This is a genomic window from Streptomyces sp. NPDC002276, assembly GCF_053891435.1.
On the sequence record NZ_JBSFCQ010000008.1, the window covers coordinates 406,934 to 422,301 of the forward strand.

General features: G+C 70.7%; 15 protein-coding genes. 6 read left to right on the forward strand and 9 right to left on the reverse strand.

Translation table 11 applies throughout. The annotated features are described in order from the left end of the window. Positions 1 to 29: 29 nt before the first annotated feature. Together ACWIHT_RS22955 and ACWIHT_RS22960 are read right to left on the reverse strand one after the other, a co-directional pair. Positions 30 to 1,262 (reverse strand): nucleotide disphospho-sugar-binding domain-containing protein, encoded by a 1,233-nt coding sequence (locus ACWIHT_RS22955; protein WP_456170031.1) that lies wholly within the window; start codon positions 1,260 to 1,262, stop codon positions 30 to 32. Between the two features lie 60 nt (positions 1,263 to 1,322). Beyond that, positions 1,323 to 2,264, reverse strand: a complete 942-nt coding sequence (locus ACWIHT_RS22960) for an aldo/keto reductase (RefSeq protein ID WP_456170032.1) — start codon at positions 2,262 to 2,264, stop codon at positions 1,323 to 1,325. Between the two features lie 208 nt (positions 2,265 to 2,472). On the opposite strand from ACWIHT_RS22960, the gene ACWIHT_RS22965 reads away from it, so the two are divergent. From ACWIHT_RS22965 to ACWIHT_RS22980, 4 genes are read left to right on the forward strand one after another with little or no spacing between them, the layout of a single operon-like run. Continuing rightward, complete coding sequence (locus ACWIHT_RS22965) at positions 2,473 to 3,909, forward strand: NDP-hexose 2,3-dehydratase family protein (RefSeq protein ID WP_456170033.1); 1,437 nt, start codon at positions 2,473 to 2,475, stop codon at positions 3,907 to 3,909. Next, the gene (locus tag ACWIHT_RS22970) at positions 3,906 to 4,901 is read left to right on the forward strand and encodes a Gfo/Idh/MocA family protein (RefSeq protein WP_456170034.1); all 996 of its coding nucleotides are present in this window, start codon (positions 3,906 to 3,908) and stop codon (positions 4,899 to 4,901) included. Before ACWIHT_RS22965 ends, ACWIHT_RS22970 begins: the two co-directional genes overlap by 4 nt. A 32-nt stretch (positions 4,902 to 4,933) precedes the next feature. Continuing rightward, on the forward strand, positions 4,934 to 6,217 hold the full coding sequence (locus tag ACWIHT_RS22975; protein ID WP_456170035.1) for a class I SAM-dependent methyltransferase: 1,284 nt from the start codon (positions 4,934 to 4,936) through the stop codon (positions 6,215 to 6,217). Continuing rightward, positions 6,214 to 6,963: an SDR family NAD(P)-dependent oxidoreductase gene (locus tag ACWIHT_RS22980; RefSeq protein WP_456170036.1), complete on the forward strand. Its 750-nt coding sequence runs from the start codon at positions 6,214 to 6,216 to the stop codon at positions 6,961 to 6,963. The genes ACWIHT_RS22975 and ACWIHT_RS22980 overlap by 4 nt, the downstream gene beginning before the upstream one ends. A 114-nt stretch (positions 6,964 to 7,077) precedes the next feature. On the opposite strand, the gene ACWIHT_RS22985 is transcribed toward ACWIHT_RS22980, so the two are convergent. The 7 genes from ACWIHT_RS22985 to ACWIHT_RS23015 form a co-directional block, all read right to left on the reverse strand. Continuing rightward, positions 7,078 to 7,851 carry a cyclase family protein gene (locus ACWIHT_RS22985; RefSeq protein ID WP_456170037.1) on the reverse strand — a complete coding sequence of 258 codons (774 nt, stop codon included), beginning with the start codon at positions 7,849 to 7,851 and terminating at the stop codon, positions 7,078 to 7,080. A 5-nt stretch (positions 7,852 to 7,856) separates the two neighbouring features. Beyond that, positions 7,857 to 9,155: an FAD-dependent oxidoreductase gene (locus ACWIHT_RS22990; RefSeq protein WP_456170038.1), complete on the reverse strand. Its 1,299-nt coding sequence runs from the start codon at positions 9,153 to 9,155 to the stop codon at positions 7,857 to 7,859. A 1-nt stretch (position 9,156) separates the two neighbouring features. Then, on the reverse strand, positions 9,157 to 9,921 hold the full coding sequence (locus tag ACWIHT_RS22995) for an SDR family oxidoreductase (protein WP_456170039.1): 765 nt from the start codon (positions 9,919 to 9,921) through the stop codon (positions 9,157 to 9,159). Positions 9,922 to 9,950: 29 nt separating this feature from the next. Further along, the gene (locus ACWIHT_RS23000) at positions 9,951 to 10,217 is read right to left on the reverse strand and encodes an acyl carrier protein (protein ID WP_456170040.1); all 267 of its coding nucleotides are present in this window, start codon (positions 10,215 to 10,217) and stop codon (positions 9,951 to 9,953) included. Between the two features lie 85 nt (positions 10,218 to 10,302). Further along, a complete protein-coding gene (locus tag ACWIHT_RS23005) occupies positions 10,303 to 11,538 on the reverse strand; it encodes a ketosynthase chain-length factor (RefSeq protein WP_456170041.1) in 1,236 nt (411 codons plus the stop codon). Next, positions 11,535 to 12,803 carry a beta-ketoacyl-[acyl-carrier-protein] synthase family protein gene (locus ACWIHT_RS23010; RefSeq protein ID WP_456170042.1) on the reverse strand — a complete coding sequence of 423 codons (1,269 nt, stop codon included), beginning with the start codon at positions 12,801 to 12,803 and terminating at the stop codon, positions 11,535 to 11,537. The genes ACWIHT_RS23005 and ACWIHT_RS23010 overlap by 4 nt, the downstream gene beginning before the upstream one ends. A 132-nt stretch (positions 12,804 to 12,935) precedes the next feature. Beyond that, entirely contained in the window at positions 12,936 to 13,388 is a 453-nt protein-coding gene (locus ACWIHT_RS23015; RefSeq protein WP_456170044.1) for a nuclear transport factor 2 family protein, read from the reverse strand. Positions 13,389 to 13,616: 228 nt separating this feature from the next. Between ACWIHT_RS23015 and ACWIHT_RS23020 the strand changes: the two genes are divergently transcribed. After that, positions 13,617 to 14,564 carry an aromatase/cyclase gene (locus ACWIHT_RS23020; RefSeq protein WP_456170045.1) on the forward strand — a complete coding sequence of 316 codons (948 nt, stop codon included), beginning with the start codon at positions 13,617 to 13,619 and terminating at the stop codon, positions 14,562 to 14,564. Further along, positions 14,557 to 15,368: AMP-binding protein (locus ACWIHT_RS23025; protein WP_456170047.1), on the forward strand; the 812-nt coding region annotated here is incomplete at its 3' end. The genes ACWIHT_RS23020 and ACWIHT_RS23025, both read left to right, overlap by 8 nt.

A 15,368-nucleotide genomic window follows, 5' to 3' on the forward strand; every position in this document is an offset into this window, starting at 1 on the left:
TGTCGGGGACGTTGCTGTCGCCGGCGCCCTCACCGGGAGCGGGCGAGGTTCGCCAGATCCGTGACCACTTCGGCCGGTGTGGGCTGAACGCGCATGCCGTCGGCGAGCCGGCGCGCGGCGGCCGTGTGGACCGGGTCCGAGAGCAGACGATCCATCTCGGCGTGCAGCGGGCCCGTCGCGTCCGGGTCGGCGAACACCTCGTCGGCCATCAGATGCCGGGCGGCGCCCGACGCGGCCAGCCGGGTGCCGTTGACCGACGGTTCGGGCCGGGTGGTGATCAGAAGCTGGGGTACGCCGGCGCCCGCCGCGGTCATGCTGGTGCCCGCGCCGCCGTGGTGGACCACGAGGTCGCACGACGGCACCAGCAGATGCAGCGGCAGCCCGACCGCGACCCGTGCCCGGGTGGGCAGCGGCACGGAACTCAGGGCCTGTGCGGTCTCCCCGGTCACCGCGACCACGACCTCGTCGGCCAACTCGGCGGCCGCGTCGACGCATTGGCGCACTCGCTCGACTTCCGAGCCACTGCCGTGCAGCGCCGCGCCCGTGGCCCCCCAGGTGACACAGATCCGGCTGCCGGAGCGCTTCTGAAGCAGCCAGTCCGGCAGCAGGCCCGGTCCGTTGTAGGGGACGTACCGCATCTGGCGGCAGGTCGGCCCGCCCGGGTAGCGGATGCCCGGCGCGCTGGGGTCGATCCAGGCGGTGGGCTCCGTGCGCACGGGTGCCCCGGCCCGCTCGTACAACTGGGCGTACTCCGGCAGGGGTTCGTCTCCCAGCCGTCGCATCTCGATGCGTTGCAGACCCGGAGTGCCCCACAGATGGCTGACGTTGGGAACGCCCACCGCCGCGGCGACGACGGGCCCGGCGAGGGTGACGGCGTCGTGCACCACGAGGTCGGGCCGCCAGTACCGGGCGAGATCGAGCAGGTCGTCGAGCATCGCCGAGGCCATCAGCGCCTGCATCCGCCCCAGGTTCTCGATCAGGGCGAACTGCGCGTCGTCGAGGAGCTCAGGGTGGACGGGCCAGTCGTCGGGCCACCGTTCCTGACGGTGCCAGGAGGCCCGGTTGCGGTCCTTGGACAGGGAGGCGAGATCGACGTCCCGGCCGACCGGTACACCGGGCAGACCGGACTCGGACACCATCCGCATCAGCCTGGGCGAGCTGGCGACCCGCACTTCGTGACCGGCCGCCAGGGCCGCCGATTCGAGCGGGACCATGGGGAAATGATGGGAGTGCCAGGGGAACGTGGTGAACAGAATGCGCATCCGTGAGGTACCTCTCCGGTCGCGTCGGAAGGGGGACGTGCGGGCTCGACGGCGCGTGGTTCACTCCTCGTCGTGGACGGGGGAGTCCCCCAGCACCTCGTCGATCCGGGCCATCAGGTCCGCCTCCAGGCGGACGCCCGCCGCCTTGGCGTTGTCCACGACCTGTTCCTTGGTGGACGAGCCGATGACGGCCCCGCTGACGCCGGGGTTCTGGAGCACCCAGGCGAGAGCGAGCTGGGTCGTGGTCAGGCCGGCCTCCGAGGCCAGCGGGCCGAGACGTGCGACCCGGGCGAGGACCGAGGCATCGTCCAGCCAGCGCCGCATCAAAGGTGCCCGGCCGCCCTTGGGGACGGTGGCCCGGGAGCCGGCCGGCGGCTGCGCACCCGGCGCGTACTTCCCCGTCAGCACACCCTGCTCCAGGGTGAAGTAGCAGATCTGACCGATGCCCAGCTCACGGCAGGCCGGTATCACCTTCTCCTCCGGCGTCCGCCACAGCATCGAGTAGCGGGGCATGTGCGCGATCACGGGCACCCCCAGACGGGCACCGATCCCGGCCGCCTCGGTGATCCGTTCCACGGGCCACTCCGACATGCCGACGTAGAGGATCTTCCCCGCCCGCACCAGGTCCGAGAACGTCCACATCAGCTCGTCGAGCGGAGTCGCCGGGTCGTAACGGTGGGCCGTGTACACGTCGATGTGGTCGACACGCAGCCGGCGCAGTGAGCCGTCCACCGACTCCGTCAAGTGCTTCCTGGACAGCCCCTGCCCGTTGGGCCCGTGCCCAGTCGGCATCCCCACCTTGGTGCACAGCACCAGCTCTTCACGGGGGGATCCGGCCAACGCCCGGCCCAGCAGGGTCTCGGAACGGAACATCCCGTACACGTCCGCGGTGTCGAACGTGGTCACGCCCACGTCCCGCGCGGCTCTGATCGCGGAGAGCACCACCTCGTCGGGTGTGTCGTCCTGGGGGTACAGCAGGTTGCCGTACACGATCTCGCTCACTGAAAGGCCGCTTCGGCCGAGGTTTCGGAACTCCACGCGGACCACGCTGAGGTCCTGGCATCGAAGGCGGCTCAAGCCCTGGCGGAGCCCTCGTGCCCGCCCGCGGCCGCCGACCAGGACTTGAGCGGTGCTCCAGACCGAGTGCCGACGGTGAGCCAGAGCGCTGTCGATACCTGTGACGGGAGAGACACCGATGACACAAGCGATCATGAGCAGGAAGCACGCAGCCGTGCCCCCCGACGGGAGGGATCATCAACGCATCGCCGCCTCGGCGGCCGCCGTCGACGGCGGCGTGCTGTCCATGGCGGATTTCAACCGGTGGTTCGACGAACGCCGCCAGGCGATCCGGATGGATGTACAGCGCATACCCTTCGCCGATCTGAAGAGCTGGGGATTCCAGCCCGTGACCGGCAACCTGGTGCACGACAGTGGCCGCTTCTTCTCCGTCCAAGGGGTACGGACGAGCTACGAGGGCGAGACCCCGCTTTCCTGGTCCCAGCCCATCATCAACCAACCGGAAGTCGGTTTCCTCGGCATCCTGGTCAAGGAGATCGACGGCGTACTGCACTGTCTGATGCAGGCGAAGGCCGAGCCGGGCAATGCCGAGGGACTGCAACTGTCCCCGACCGTGCAGGCGACGCGCAGCAACTACACCGGAGTGCACAAGGGCAGCGCCGTCCGGTACCTGGAGTACTTCACGGATCCGGGCAAGGGACGGCCGCTGGTGGACGTGCTCCAGTCCGAACACGGCACCTGGTTCTACCGGAAGCGCAACCGCAACCTCGTCGTGGAGGCCGTCGGCGATGTCCCCGAGCACGAGGACTACTGCTGGCTGACACTGGGGCAGGTCCGCCGACTGCTGGGCGTCCGGGACCTGGTCAACATGGACACCCGCACGGTCCTGGCCTGTCTGCCGCTCTCCGACACCGCCGGCCGGGGCGCCGAGGCGGACGCGAACGGCCCGCGGGGCGGGGCGGCGGCACTGGCCGCTTCGCTGTCCGCGGAGGCTCCCGCGGCCCACTCGCTGCCCGAAATCCTGCGCTGGTACAACGGGATCAGGGCGAGCAGCGAGGTCTCCGTGGAGCCCTTGCCGCTGGTGGCGGTGGATCACTGGGTGCGAGAGGCGGACGAGATCCGTCACACGAGCGGTCGGCACTTCGCGGTCATGGCCGTGTCGGTCGAGGCCGGCAACCGTGAGGTGGGTGGCTGGACCCAGCCACTGATCAGCCCGCGCGGCACCGGAGTCGTGGCCTTCCTCGCCAAGCGGATCAACGGCGTCCTGCACGTACTGGCCCACGCCCACCCGGAACCGGGATACGTCGACGTCATCGAACTGGGGCCCACCGTCCAGTGCGTGCCCGACACCTACGCCCAGCTGCCGCCCGAGCAGCGGCCGAAGTTCCTGGACGAGGTGCTTGCCGCGCGCCCGGAACAGATCCTCTACGACGTCGTCCAGTCCGAGGAGGGAGGACGTTTCTACCAGGCGCTGAGCCGTTACATGGTGGTCGAGGCCGAGGGTGATCCCGCCGTGCCGGAGGACTACCGATGGATGACGGTGGGGCAGCTGGTGACGCTGCTCCAGCACAGCAACTACCTCAACGTTCAGGCCCGCAGCCTCGTGGCCTGCCTCCAGTCCGTCTGGTGAGCGCCGTGTCCGAGGACCCCGCCCCGCTGCGTCTGGGCCTGCTGGGGTGCGCCGACATCGCACAGCGCCGCGCCCTGCCCTCGCTCGCCCGGCTGCGGGACTTCACCCTCACCGCGGTCGCCAGCCGGGACCCGGGCAAGGCGAAACACTTCGCGCGCCGGTTCGGTGCCGAGCCGGTCGCCGGGTACGAGGAACTGCTCCTGAGGGGGGATCTCGACGCGGTGTACATACCGCTGCCCGCCGCGCTGCACGCACCGTGGGCGTTCCGTGCCCTTGAGGCAGGGCTGAACGTCCTGGTGGAGAAACCGGCGGCCGTCACGGCCGAGGAGGCCGACCGACTGACCCGGCTGGCGCGCCGGCGGGGGCTGGTGGTGATGGAGAACTTCGCGTTCGTCCACCACTCCCAGCAGGAAACGGTCCGGACTCTGCTGGCGGACGGCGCGATCGGGGAACTGCGTTCCTTGTCGGCGGAGTTCGCCTTTCCCCCGCTGCCGACCACGGATATCCGCTACCGGCCGGAGCTGGGCGGTGGGGCCCTGCTGGACGCCGGTGTGTACCCGCTTCGGGCGGCCAGGATGTTCCTGGGCGACGACCTGGAGGTGACGGGTGCCACGTTGCGCGTCGACACCGAGCATCAGGTGGACGTCGCCGGAGCCGCGCTGCTGACCGGGCCGAGCGGGATCAGTGCCCAGGTGGGTTTCGGCTTCGTCCACTCGTACCGCTGCGGCTACACCCTGTGGGGCACGGCGGGACGGATCACTCTGGAGCGGGCCTACAGCGCTCCGGACGACTTCGCCCCGGTCCTCGTGCTGGAGCGTTCCGGGCGGACCGAGCGGCACCGGCTCGCCGCGGACCAGCAGTTCACCACGCTCTTCGGGAACTTCGCCGCCGCCATCCGCCGACGCGACGTCGCCGGACCGGCTCACGACGTCGAACGGCAGGCGCACCTGGTGGAGCGGGTCGCCGCCACCGCCCGGCGCTTCGCCCTGTGAACAGAGCCTCGTACAAGAAGCCACCCTTCACCATGATCAGAAAGGTCGACCGCATGGACATCTCTGGCAATGCGCGCGAAGTGACCGCCTGCCGGGTGTGCGGAGAGCAGGACTGGCAGCAGGTCGTGGACTTCGGCCCCGTGCCCCTCGCGGACAGCTTCCTCCCGCCCGCCGACTCCTACGACGACGAGCCCCGCTACCCGCTGGCCGTGGTCTCCTGCCGTTCCTGCCGCCTCATGAGCCTGACGCACGTGGTGGACCCGGAGGTGCTGTACCGGACGTACCCCTACACCACCTCCGACTCGGAAACGATCAAGAAGCACATGGGGCATGTCGTCTCGGTCTGCGTCGAGCGCTTCGGCATCCCCGAGGGAAGCTTCGTCCTGGAGATCGGCAGCAACACCGGCTCGCAGCTCAAGGCCTTCCAGGACGCCGGGATGCGGACCCTCGGCATCGACCCGGCCCGCAACATCGCGGCCGTGGCCAACGAGCGAGGCATCGAGACGCTGCCGGAGTTCTTCTCGGTCGACACGGCCGCGCTCATCAAGAAGACCTACGGCACGCCCCAGCTGATCCTCGGCCGGCATGTCTTCGCGCACATCGACGACGTGGCCTCGGTCGCCGAGGGCGTCCGCAGCCTGCTGGGGCCGGACAGCCTGTTCGCGATCGAGGTGCCGTATCTGGTGGACATGCTCGAACGCAACGAGTTCGACACGATCTACCACGAGCATCTGTCCTACTTCGGCATCGGCACCCTCGTCACCCTCTTCCAGCGGTACGGCCTGCGCGTGGTGGACGTCGAACGGCTCGCCGTGCACGGCGGGTCCGTTCTGGTCCTGGTGGGCCTCGACGACGGATCCCGGCCGACGCGCCCGGTCGTCGACGAACTCGTCGCCCTGGAGAAGCAGGCCGGACTACAGGAGGACGTCACCTACCAGCGGTTCGCCGACCATGTCGAACAGATCACCGGCGAGCTCACCGAACTGATCCGTTCACTGCGGGCCGAAGGCAAACGGATCGCCGGATACGGTGCCCCGGCCAAGGGCAACACACTCCTGAACGTCTGCGGGCTCACCAAGGATGATCTGGAGTTCTGCTGCGACACGACCGACTTCAAGCAGGGCCTGGTCCTGCCCGGCACGCACATTCCGGTGCACAGCCCCGCCTACGCGAAGTCCCAGAACATCGACTACTTCCTCCTGCTGGCCTGGAACTACGGTGAGGAGATCATCGCCAAGGAAGCGGCGTTCATAGCGCGCGGCGGACGTTTCATCGTGCCCAACCCCAGGCCGTCGGTCGTCCCGGCCGGAGGATGACGATGGCATTGACGACCGACCACGCACCCAGCGTCGTCGTCACCGGCGGTGGTTCCGGCATCGGCCGGGCCACCGCCCGGGCATTCGCGGCCCAGGGCGCCCGGGTGCTCGTCGTGGGCCGGACGGCCGAGCGGCTGGCCGAGACCGCCGGGGACGACCCGGGCATCAGGATACTTGTCGCCGACCTCGTCGACCGTGCCGCTCCCGAGCGGATCGTCCAGGCGGCGCTCGACGCCTTCGGCGGTATCGACGTACTGATCAACAACGCCGCCGTCCCGTGGCGCGCCCGGCTCGGTGAGATCGACCGCGAACAGGCCGAGCGGCAGGTCGCCACGAATCTGCTGGGCCCGCTCTTCCTGACCCAGTGCGCTGTGCCGCACATGCCGCCCGGAGCCACGGTGGTCAACATCAGTTCCAATCCGCCCACTCGCGGATGGCCGGCCAACTCGGTGTACGGCAGCACCAAGGTGGGTCTCGACTTCCTCACCCTGACCTGGGCGGTGGAACTCGCTCCCCGAGGCATCAGGGTCGTCTCCGTGGCTCCGGGGCCGACCCGGACACCGGCTCTCGCCGTGGCCCGGTCGGGTCTTCCGCCCGAGCAGCGGCAGGACTTCTCCCGCGTTCCGCTCGGCCGGGCCGCCCAGCCCGAGGAGATCGCCTGGTGGCTGACACAGGTGGTCCGGCCCGAGGCCGGTTATCTGACCGGCGCGGTGCTGCGGGTCGACGGCGGACTGAGCGTGTGCTGACGGTTTCATGAGAAAGGGCCCGGTGAGGGCCCGGCCACCCAGTGGCCGGGCCCTCACCGGGCCCGAAGTCGTCGGTCCGGGAAGGCGTCCGGGAAAGACGTCCGGGAAAGGCGTTCAGTCCTCCACCAGAGCCACGGCCCGGGCCCAGCCGGCGCCCGAGCGGACGAGCTTCACCGGGAAGCAGGAAACCGTGTAGCCGAAGTCACCGGGCAGAGCGTCCAGGTTGTGCAGGCGTTCGATCTGGCAGTACTCGCGCCGACGGCCGGCGAAGTGCGCGGGCCACAGGACGGAACGGTCGCCGGTCTCCTGGTACCGGCGGATCATGTGGCCGAAGGGCGCGTCGAGGCTGAAGGCGTCGGTACCTATGACCTTCACACCGAGATCGAGCAGGAAGTCGGTGGCCTCGCCGTCGAGTCCGGTGAAGTCGGTGAAGTACTTCTCGGTGCCGATGTGGTCGCAGGCTCCGGTGTTGAGCAGGACGATGTCGTAGGGCCGCGGGGCACGGCCGATCCGGGCGATCTCCCGTTCGAGGACCTCGACCCCCACCGCTCCCACCGGCTGGTCACGCAGGTCGAAACGGATCGCGGGGCCGTGGAACCAGTTCAGCGGCATTTCGTGGATGTCCCTCGGAGTGCCGTAGTCGGCCTTCGAGCCGTAGTGGGACGGCGCGTCCACATGGGTTCCGGTGTGGCTGGTGAGGGTGAAGGTGTCCAGCGACAACAGCTCGCCGTCGGGCAGCACCGACGGATCGAAGTCGACTCCGAAGTGCTTCTTCATCTCCTCGCTCATGTGCCGGGCCCCCTCGGCCGGAGTGAGGACTTCGTGGACCACGGGGTCGGGCTCCCAGGCCGTGGCGTCCACGGGCGAGGACAGATCGATGATGCGCATGCGGGTCATCCCTTCGCACTTCCCGTGCGGTCCGCACGGACGGTCGGGCCGGTGGTGAACAGATCGGTGCGTACGTCCACGGGGGGATGGCCGTAGGCCACCCGACGAGTGATCCGCGCGCCGAGGGGGCTGTGGCGGATCAGCCGGGCGATCCCGGAACGCAGCAGGTCGGCCACCGGACCACCGGTGCCGAACATGCCCTTCGCCTGCATCTCCTGCATCTTCATCACGGCGTCGACCACAGGCGTCCGAGCGTCCACGAAGGGCGCGAACCGCTCCCGCCCGAAGGCGTCGGCCGAAAGGGCCTCGACAAGTACGGGGTGGAGCACGGCGGCGTCCTGGAGCGCGAGATTGATGCCCTGGGCGCCCAGCGGGCTGTGCGTATGGGCGCTGTCGCCGATCAGCACGAGCCCGTCGCGCGTCCACTCGTCGGCCTTGCCCGCGAAGACGTCGAGCAGGTTCAGGTCGGACAGACTGCCGACGGCGCTGTCGATGAGATCCGCGAATTGCGGCAGCGCCGTGATCAGTTCGCGCCTGACCTCACCGATGCCGCGTGCGGCGAGTTCGGGCCAGCTCCGGTGCGGCAGGGTCCAGCCGATCTGCAACTTGCCGGGGTAGGAGTCATGGACGAGAACGGGACTGCCCGCGGTGCGGTGGATGCGTACGTACCCGGTACGGCGGTCGGGCGCGTCCACCTTGAACCACAGCACATCGTGCCCGAACGCCTCCACCCGGCCCGCGCCGATCCCCGCCAGCGCCCGGACCTTGGAGAACCGGCCGTCCGCGCCGACGACGACACGGGCAAGCACCCGACGGCTGCCGCCGGGACCGTGCGCCACGGCCCCGGTGATCCGGCCGTCCGACTCCAACAGAGCGCCGACCCGGTGGCCGTCGAGGTAGCGAAAGCCGGGCAGCTCGCGGGACTGCCCGAGAAGGGCGTCGAGCAGGTGGTGCTGGGGTACGGCCAGCAGATGGTCGTAGGGGGCCGGCAGCCGTCGGTAGTCGATGTCGAGCAGTACGCGGCTGCGGTCCACCAACTGGAATCCGTCGAGTTCGCACGCGCCCGCGTCGCGCGCCGCGGCGAGCACGCCGAGCTGGTCGAGGACGCGCTGTCCTCCGGGCTGGAGGATCTCGCCCCGGAACGCGCGCTCGGACCGGGTGGACTTCTCCAGGACCGTGACCCGCACCCCCGAGCGCAGCAGCATCAGGGCGAGGGCGAGCCCCGCGGGCCCGCCGCCCACCACACAGACGTCGGTGCGCAGGTCGTCCACCGCTTCGGTGGTTCCGTTCTTCGGGGTGGACATCTCAGCCCGCCACCAGACTGAGGCCGCCGTCGACCGTCACGACCTGGCCTTGCAGCCAGGCCGCCTCGTCGGCGCAGAGCAGAGCGACGACGTCGGCGACGTCCTGCGGGGTGGTGAGCCGCCCCCCGGGCGTGCGGGCGGTGAGCGCCTTCGCGAGCTCCGGCGGTACGGACCCGTCCCCCTTGTCGATCTTGGAGGCGGCGACCGCGTTGACGGCGATGCCGCGTCCCGCCAGTTCCACCGCGAGATAGCGCACGAGGGACTCCAGGGCGGCCTTGGCCACGCCCGCCCCGGCGTACTGGGGAACCACCCTGCGTGCTCCGGTGCTGGAGACGGCGATGATCCTGCCGCGGCGGCCTGCCATCAGCCCGGCGAGGCGTGCGGCCCCTGTCAGCAGGGGGTGCAGCGCGACGGCCAGGGAGCGGTCCACGAGCGCGGTGCCGGTGGTGAGGGTCGGTGCGGGCCGGAAGTAGGAGGTGTTGTGGACGAAGATGTCGAGATGACCGAAGCGACGCTGTGCCTCGTCGCACAGCGTCTCGATGCCTTCGGTGACGTCGGCCCTGACGGTATCGACCCGGCCGGGGAGGCCGGCCAGCGAGTCGAGGGCCTTCGCGGCGTTCGCCTCGTCCTCGGCGTAGTTGACGAGGACCTCGGCGCCGCTCGCGCTCAGTTTGCGGGCGATGGCGAGGCCCACCCCCCGGGTGGCTCCCGTCACCAGTGCGGTGCGGCCGGCCAGCCTCGGTGCGGTGCGGTGGTCAGTGGTCACAGTTCGCCTCCCGGACGAATCGAGGCGGCTCAGGCGACCCGGTCGGCGGTGAGGGCTTCGTTGACCAGCGCGAGGTACGCCCGCAGGGTGGCCGCCTCGGAAACGGCCTCGTCGTCGAGGGCGATGCCGTGCTCGCGCTCGATGCGCGCGGTGGTTTCCAGGACCGCGACCGAGTCGTAGCCGAGGTCGGTGAAGGAGGCGTCGAGGGCCGCGGCCGAGAGGTCGGCGGTCTCGCTCTCACCCGCGCACTCGCGCAGCACCGTGGTGAGGTCTTCCAACTGCATCTGCTGTGACATGGGGTTCTCTTCCTCGGGATCGATGTCTCGGACGGTGTCTCAAGCGGTGTCTCAAGCGGTGTCTCGGTCGTCGTCCCGGCCGCCGTCAGTCGACGGCACGGAGGACGGCGGCGGCGTTGAATCCGCCTCGTCCTCTGGCCAGTACGAGTGCGGTGCGCAGCGGCAGCCGCCGGGGGCGATCGACGACCAGGTCGACGGGGCAGTCGTCGGCGGGTTCGGTGACGTTCACGGTGGGCGGCACCACCTGGTCGCGCAGCGCCAGCAGGGCGGCCGCCAGGTCCAGCGAGGCGCCCCCGGCCGAGAGCCGTCCGGTCATGGTCTTGGGCGCGGTGACCGGCACGCCGTACGGGCGGAACAGTCCGGCCAGGGCCTGGGCCTCGGCACGGTCCAGGTCCCGGTCGCCCGCGGCGTCGGCGAACACGACGTCCACCTGGTCCGGAGCCAGTCCGGCGTCACGCAGGGCGAGTTCGGCGGCCTGACCGAGGCGGGAGCCGCCGCCGGATCCGGGGGCCGGGTCGAAGGTGGCCGCGTATCCGGCGAAGGCTCCGTAGACGTGGGCGCCTCGGGCCCGCGCCGCGGCGGCGTTCTCCAGGACGAGCAGGGCACCGCCCTCTCCCACCACCTCGCCGTTGGCCGCTGCCGAGAACGGCAGATAGGCGCGGGCCGGATCCTCGCACGCGGAGAGCCGGCCGCCCGCCAGATGCGCGGTCCACCCCCAGGGGCAGATCGTCGAGTCGACGCCTCCGGTGACCATGAGACTGCCGCCGCGGCGCAGCCGGCGGCGGGCCTGAGCGACGGCGTCGAGGCCCCCCGCCTGCTCGGTGACCAGCACGCCACTGGGCCCGCGCAGGTTGTGCCGGATGGAGATCTGACCGGTGTTGACGGCATAGAACCAGGCGAAGGACTGGTACGCGCTGACGTACTGTCCGCCCTTGCTCCACAGGGCCTGCAACTCGCGCTGACCGAACTCGAATCCGCCGGCCGAACTCGCCGTGATGACGCCCGCCCCGTATTCCGGCAGTTGCTTGAGGTCGACACCGGAGTCCTCGATGGCCTCCTGGGCCACGGCGAGGGAGAGCCGGGTCATACGGTCGGTCTGCGGCAGCAGCCGGCCGGGGATGTGTTCGGCGTCCACGAAGTCGCGGACCTCGCCGGCGAGTCGTGCCGGGTAACGAGCGGGGTCGAAGCGGCCGAGCCGGCGGATGCCGCTGTCACCGCGCAGCACGGCGTCCCACCAGGCCTTGACGGACAGGCCGTTGGGAGCGGCGACCCCGATGCCGGTGACCACCGCTTGCCCCGCCGGGGTGGCGGACGTGCTCACGCCGCCTCCTTGAGCCGGGGAGCGGTCAGGACCATGGCGCTCTGGAACCCGCCGAACCCGCTGCCCACGCTCAGCACCGTGTCGATGCGCTGCTCGCGGGCCGTGATCGGGGTGTAGTCCAGGTCACAGGCCGGGTCGGGATCGTGCAGATTGGCCGTCGGGGGCACCGTGTCGTGTTCGATGGCCAGGGCGCTGGCGGCCACCTCCAGTGAGCCGATGGCCCCGAGCGAGTGCCCGATCATGGATTTGATGGAGCTCACCGGGACCCGGTAGGCGTGGCTGCCCAGGCTGCGTTTGAAGGCGGCGGTCTCGTGCCGGTCGTTCTGCTTGGTGCCGGACCCGTGTGCGTTGACGTAGTCGACGGCCGTGGAGTCCAGGCGTGCCTCGTCGAGTGCGGTGTGGATGGCCGCGGCCATCTCCGTGCCGTCGGGGCGCAGGCCCGTCATGTGGTAGGCGTTGCAGCGGCTGGCGAACCCCGAGATCTCCGCGTAGACATGCGCACCGCGGCGCCGGGCGTGGTCGAGGCTCTCCAGGATCAGCACGGCGCTGCCCTCGCCGAGCACGAAGCCGTTGCGGCTGCGGTCGAACGGCCGGGAGGCGGTGGCCGGATCGTCGTTGCGCGGCGAGGTGGCCTTGATCGCGTCGAAGCAGGCGACGGTGATGGGGGAGATGGGTGCCTCGGTCGCGCCGGCGACCATCACGTCGGCGCTGCCTTCCCGGATGAGATCCACGGCATGGCCGATGGAGTCGAGGCCGGAGGTGCAACCGGTGGAGATCAGCGCCACGGGGCCCTGCGCACCGGTGCTCCAGGCGACCTCGGCGGCCATGGAGCTGGGCACGAAGTAGTCGAAGAGATGCTCGACGGCGAGGGTGTGGTCGACGTGCCAGTCGGAGCCCCCCTCGCTGACGACGTTGTACTGGGTGTCGAGCCCCGTCGTGCAGCCGACCGCGCTGCCCAGCGACACGCCGGTACGCAGCGGGTCGTTCCCGCCGTCGAGGCCGGCGTCGGCGACGGCCTCCCGGGCACTGACGATGGCGAACTGCGTCGCGCGGTCCAGCCGTTCGGCCTCGGCAGGGCCGAAGCCGTGCCGCGCCGGATCGAAGTCGGCCTCGGCGGCGATCCGGGAGCGGAACGCGGAGGCGTCGAAGAGACTGATACTCCGAGTAGCCGTACGGCCCGAGGTGATCAGCTCCCAGAACGCCGTGGCGCCCACCGCCCCCGGAGCCACGACGCCGATACCGGTGATCACGACCCGACGGTTCATCGAGCCTCACCGCTTGGTTTCCTCATGGTCATGGGTGCTCTCCTGCCACGTGTATGTCCTGGCGACGAGGCTCCGTGAGCCCTCTCGAACTGGGCTCGAAGGCCGCAGGAGCCCCGGTCGGGGCGGGCGCGGTCAGCGCAGGTCGTCGCGGGCGACCTCGCGGGTGCTGACCAGCAGCCTGCCGTCCCGGCGGACCAGGACGTCGGTGCAGGTGCAGACGCGGTGGACGCGGGACTCACCGCCCAGCGGCGAGGCGAACACGGTCGTGTACGAGTGGACGATCACCGAGCCGTCGTCCTGCGGGCGGACGTCGAAGACGCCGGGCCAGTGCCGGTGCTGCTCACCGGCGGCAGCGAGTTGCTCGCCGGTGCGCCGCACCGAGGCCGCCAGAGCCGCGCGACCCACCACCGGCGCCGGCAGGGTCGGCACCGAGAACGAGGCGTCCTCGGTGAAGTCGGCCGCCCACTCGTCGGCGTCGCCGCCGTCCAGGAGGTGCATGTGTCGGGCGTAGAACTGCTGGATCTCCGCGTACAGGGCGCCGAACCCGACGGCGGAGTGAGGCTGTGTATCGGTCTGCGCGGTCACGGTGTCTCCGTTTCGTGAGCCTGTCCGGGCGGCGACGCCGAGCCCAGGGGCCGCGTGGCGTCGCGTCCGGCCACCGTCGGCCACCGAGGTCGAGACCCGTTCGAGTCGCTGTCCAGCGCGGCCCGGTTCTTCCGTCGTCCAGCCGAAATCCAATGCGGCTCAAGCGGCGAGGCGGAGCGTTGGCAGCGAACCCCGCAGGGCGACGCGTCGAAGGCGCAGGAGGACACGATGCCGAACATCCAGCAGCACTCAGTCCGGGACGAGACACTCGTCGCGGCTCCGCTCGACGAGGTCCGCTCTCTGGTCGAGGACGTCGTCGGCTGGACCCAACTGCACGAGCCCGCCGTCCACGCGGAGGTCACCGAGGACTTCGGTGACGGACAACTGGTCCGGCACTGGGCGGTCGCCGGCCGGGACGCGGTGCGCGTCTGGGCGGTGCGTCGTACCAGGGACGCCGACGGCCGCCGGATCTCCTTCGTGCACGAGAACCCCGAGGCGCCGTTCGCGTCGCTCCGCGGTGGGTGGACGTTCCAGGAGCAGGACGGCAAGACGCTGGTGGAGATGCGCCACGACTTCACCCTGGCCGAGGGCGAGGAAGCCCGGGCGGAGGACGTCTCCGCCCGCCTGCGCACCGGGGCCCGTGACTATCTGCGCACTCTCGGCCACGCGGCCGAGAACCGCGAGGAACTGGACGGGCTGATCATCTCCTTCACGGACGCGCTGTTCATCGCGGGCGACATCAAGGACGCCTACGACTACCTGTGGGAGGCGGACAAGTGGGAGGAGCGCATCCCCCACATCGCCAAGCTGGACCTGGAGGAGCCCGCACCGGGCGTCCAGTTCTTCGACATGCTCACCTCGACGCCGGACGGCGCCGCGCACCGCACCCGCTCGGTCCGGGTCACGGTCGAGCCGCACATCATCGTGTACAAGCAGACCGAACTGCCCGCGCTGCTGGACGGCCACACCGGGCACTGGAGGTTCACGCGGACGCCCGAGGGCGTCGTCGCGGAGGCCAGGCACACGGCGACCATCAAGCCCTCGGCCCTGCACATCCTCGGGGAGGGCACGACCGTCCTCGACGCGCGCAAGTACCTGCGCCGGGTGCTGAGCGCCAACAGCGTCAGCAATCTGCGCCTGGCCAAGGCGTACGCCGAGGAGCGTGCCGGTGTCTGAGCTTCCGCCCGTTCCGGTGGTCGCGTTGGACGGGCTGCTGCGCCGGGCCGCCGACCGTTTCCCGGAGCGGGTGGCTGTCCGGGACGAGCACGGAGCCATCGGCTTCGCCGAACTCGACGCGCGCGCGGGCCGGATCGCCGGCGCCCTGACCCGGCTGACGGGCGGCCGCCGGACGACGGTCGGGGTGGCCGGTGTGCTGGACGCGGTGTTCGCGGCGGGTTTCTATGGCACGAGCCGCAGCGGCAACCGCATCGTGATGGTCAACCCGCTGGTCCGCGAGGCCGTCCTGGAGCACGTCTTCCGTACCGCCGGTATCGAGATCGCACTGGTCTCCGCGGAGACCGCGCGGCGGCTCGGCACGGTACGGGCGAGCCTTCCCACGCTGCGGGAGGTGTACGTGGTCGATGCGGACCGGGCCGGAACACTGCCGGAAGGCACGCGCCCGCTGGCCGACCTCCTGGGGCCGCGGGCGCTCTCCACGGAGGCACTGCCCGAGCCGGCCGTGGTCGATCCTGACGCGGTCGTCTGCGTGCAGTTCACCAGCGGCACCACGGGTCCGCCCAAGGGCGTGCAGCTCACGCACCGCAATCTGGTGACCAACGCCGTGCAGGCGGCCGAGGTGCTCGGTCTCGACGCGGGCAGCGTCTGCCTCAACCACTTGCCGCTCTACCACCTGATGCACCTCAACGCGGCGGTGTACGCGGGCGCGACCCAGGTGCTGTGCCACGACCCCGATCCCGTCGCGTCGTTCGCGGCGGCCGCCGCGCGCCGCGCGCGCCCCAATTTCGGGGGGCCCGGCCGGCG

Coding starts and splice junctions, on each gene's coding strand:
- ACWIHT_RS23000 (WP_456170040.1), bottom strand. CDS start 10,217: ATGTCACAGCAGATGCAGTTGGAAGACCTCACCACGGTGCTGCGCGAG.
- ACWIHT_RS23020 (WP_456170045.1), top strand. CDS start 13,617: ATGCCGAACATCCAGCAGCACTCAGTCCGGGACGAGACACTCGTCGCG.
- ACWIHT_RS22990 (WP_456170038.1), bottom strand. CDS start 9,155: ATGTCCACCCCGAAGAACGGAACCACCGAAGCGGTGGACGACCTGCGC.
- ACWIHT_RS23010 (WP_456170042.1), bottom strand. CDS start 12,803: ATGAACCGTCGGGTCGTGATCACCGGTATCGGCGTCGTGGCTCCGGGG.
- ACWIHT_RS22975 (WP_456170035.1), top strand. CDS start 4,934: ATGATCAGAAAGGTCGACCGCATGGACATCTCTGGCAATGCGCGCGAA.
- ACWIHT_RS22965 (WP_456170033.1), top strand. CDS start 2,473: ATGAGCAGGAAGCACGCAGCCGTGCCCCCCGACGGGAGGGATCATCAA.
- ACWIHT_RS22955 (WP_456170031.1), bottom strand. CDS start 1,262: ATGCGCATTCTGTTCACCACGTTCCCCTGGCACTCCCATCATTTCCCC.
- ACWIHT_RS22980 (WP_456170036.1), top strand. CDS start 6,214: ATGACGATGGCATTGACGACCGACCACGCACCCAGCGTCGTCGTCACC.
- ACWIHT_RS22985 (WP_456170037.1), bottom strand. CDS start 7,851: ATGCGCATCATCGATCTGTCCTCGCCCGTGGACGCCACGGCCTGGGAG.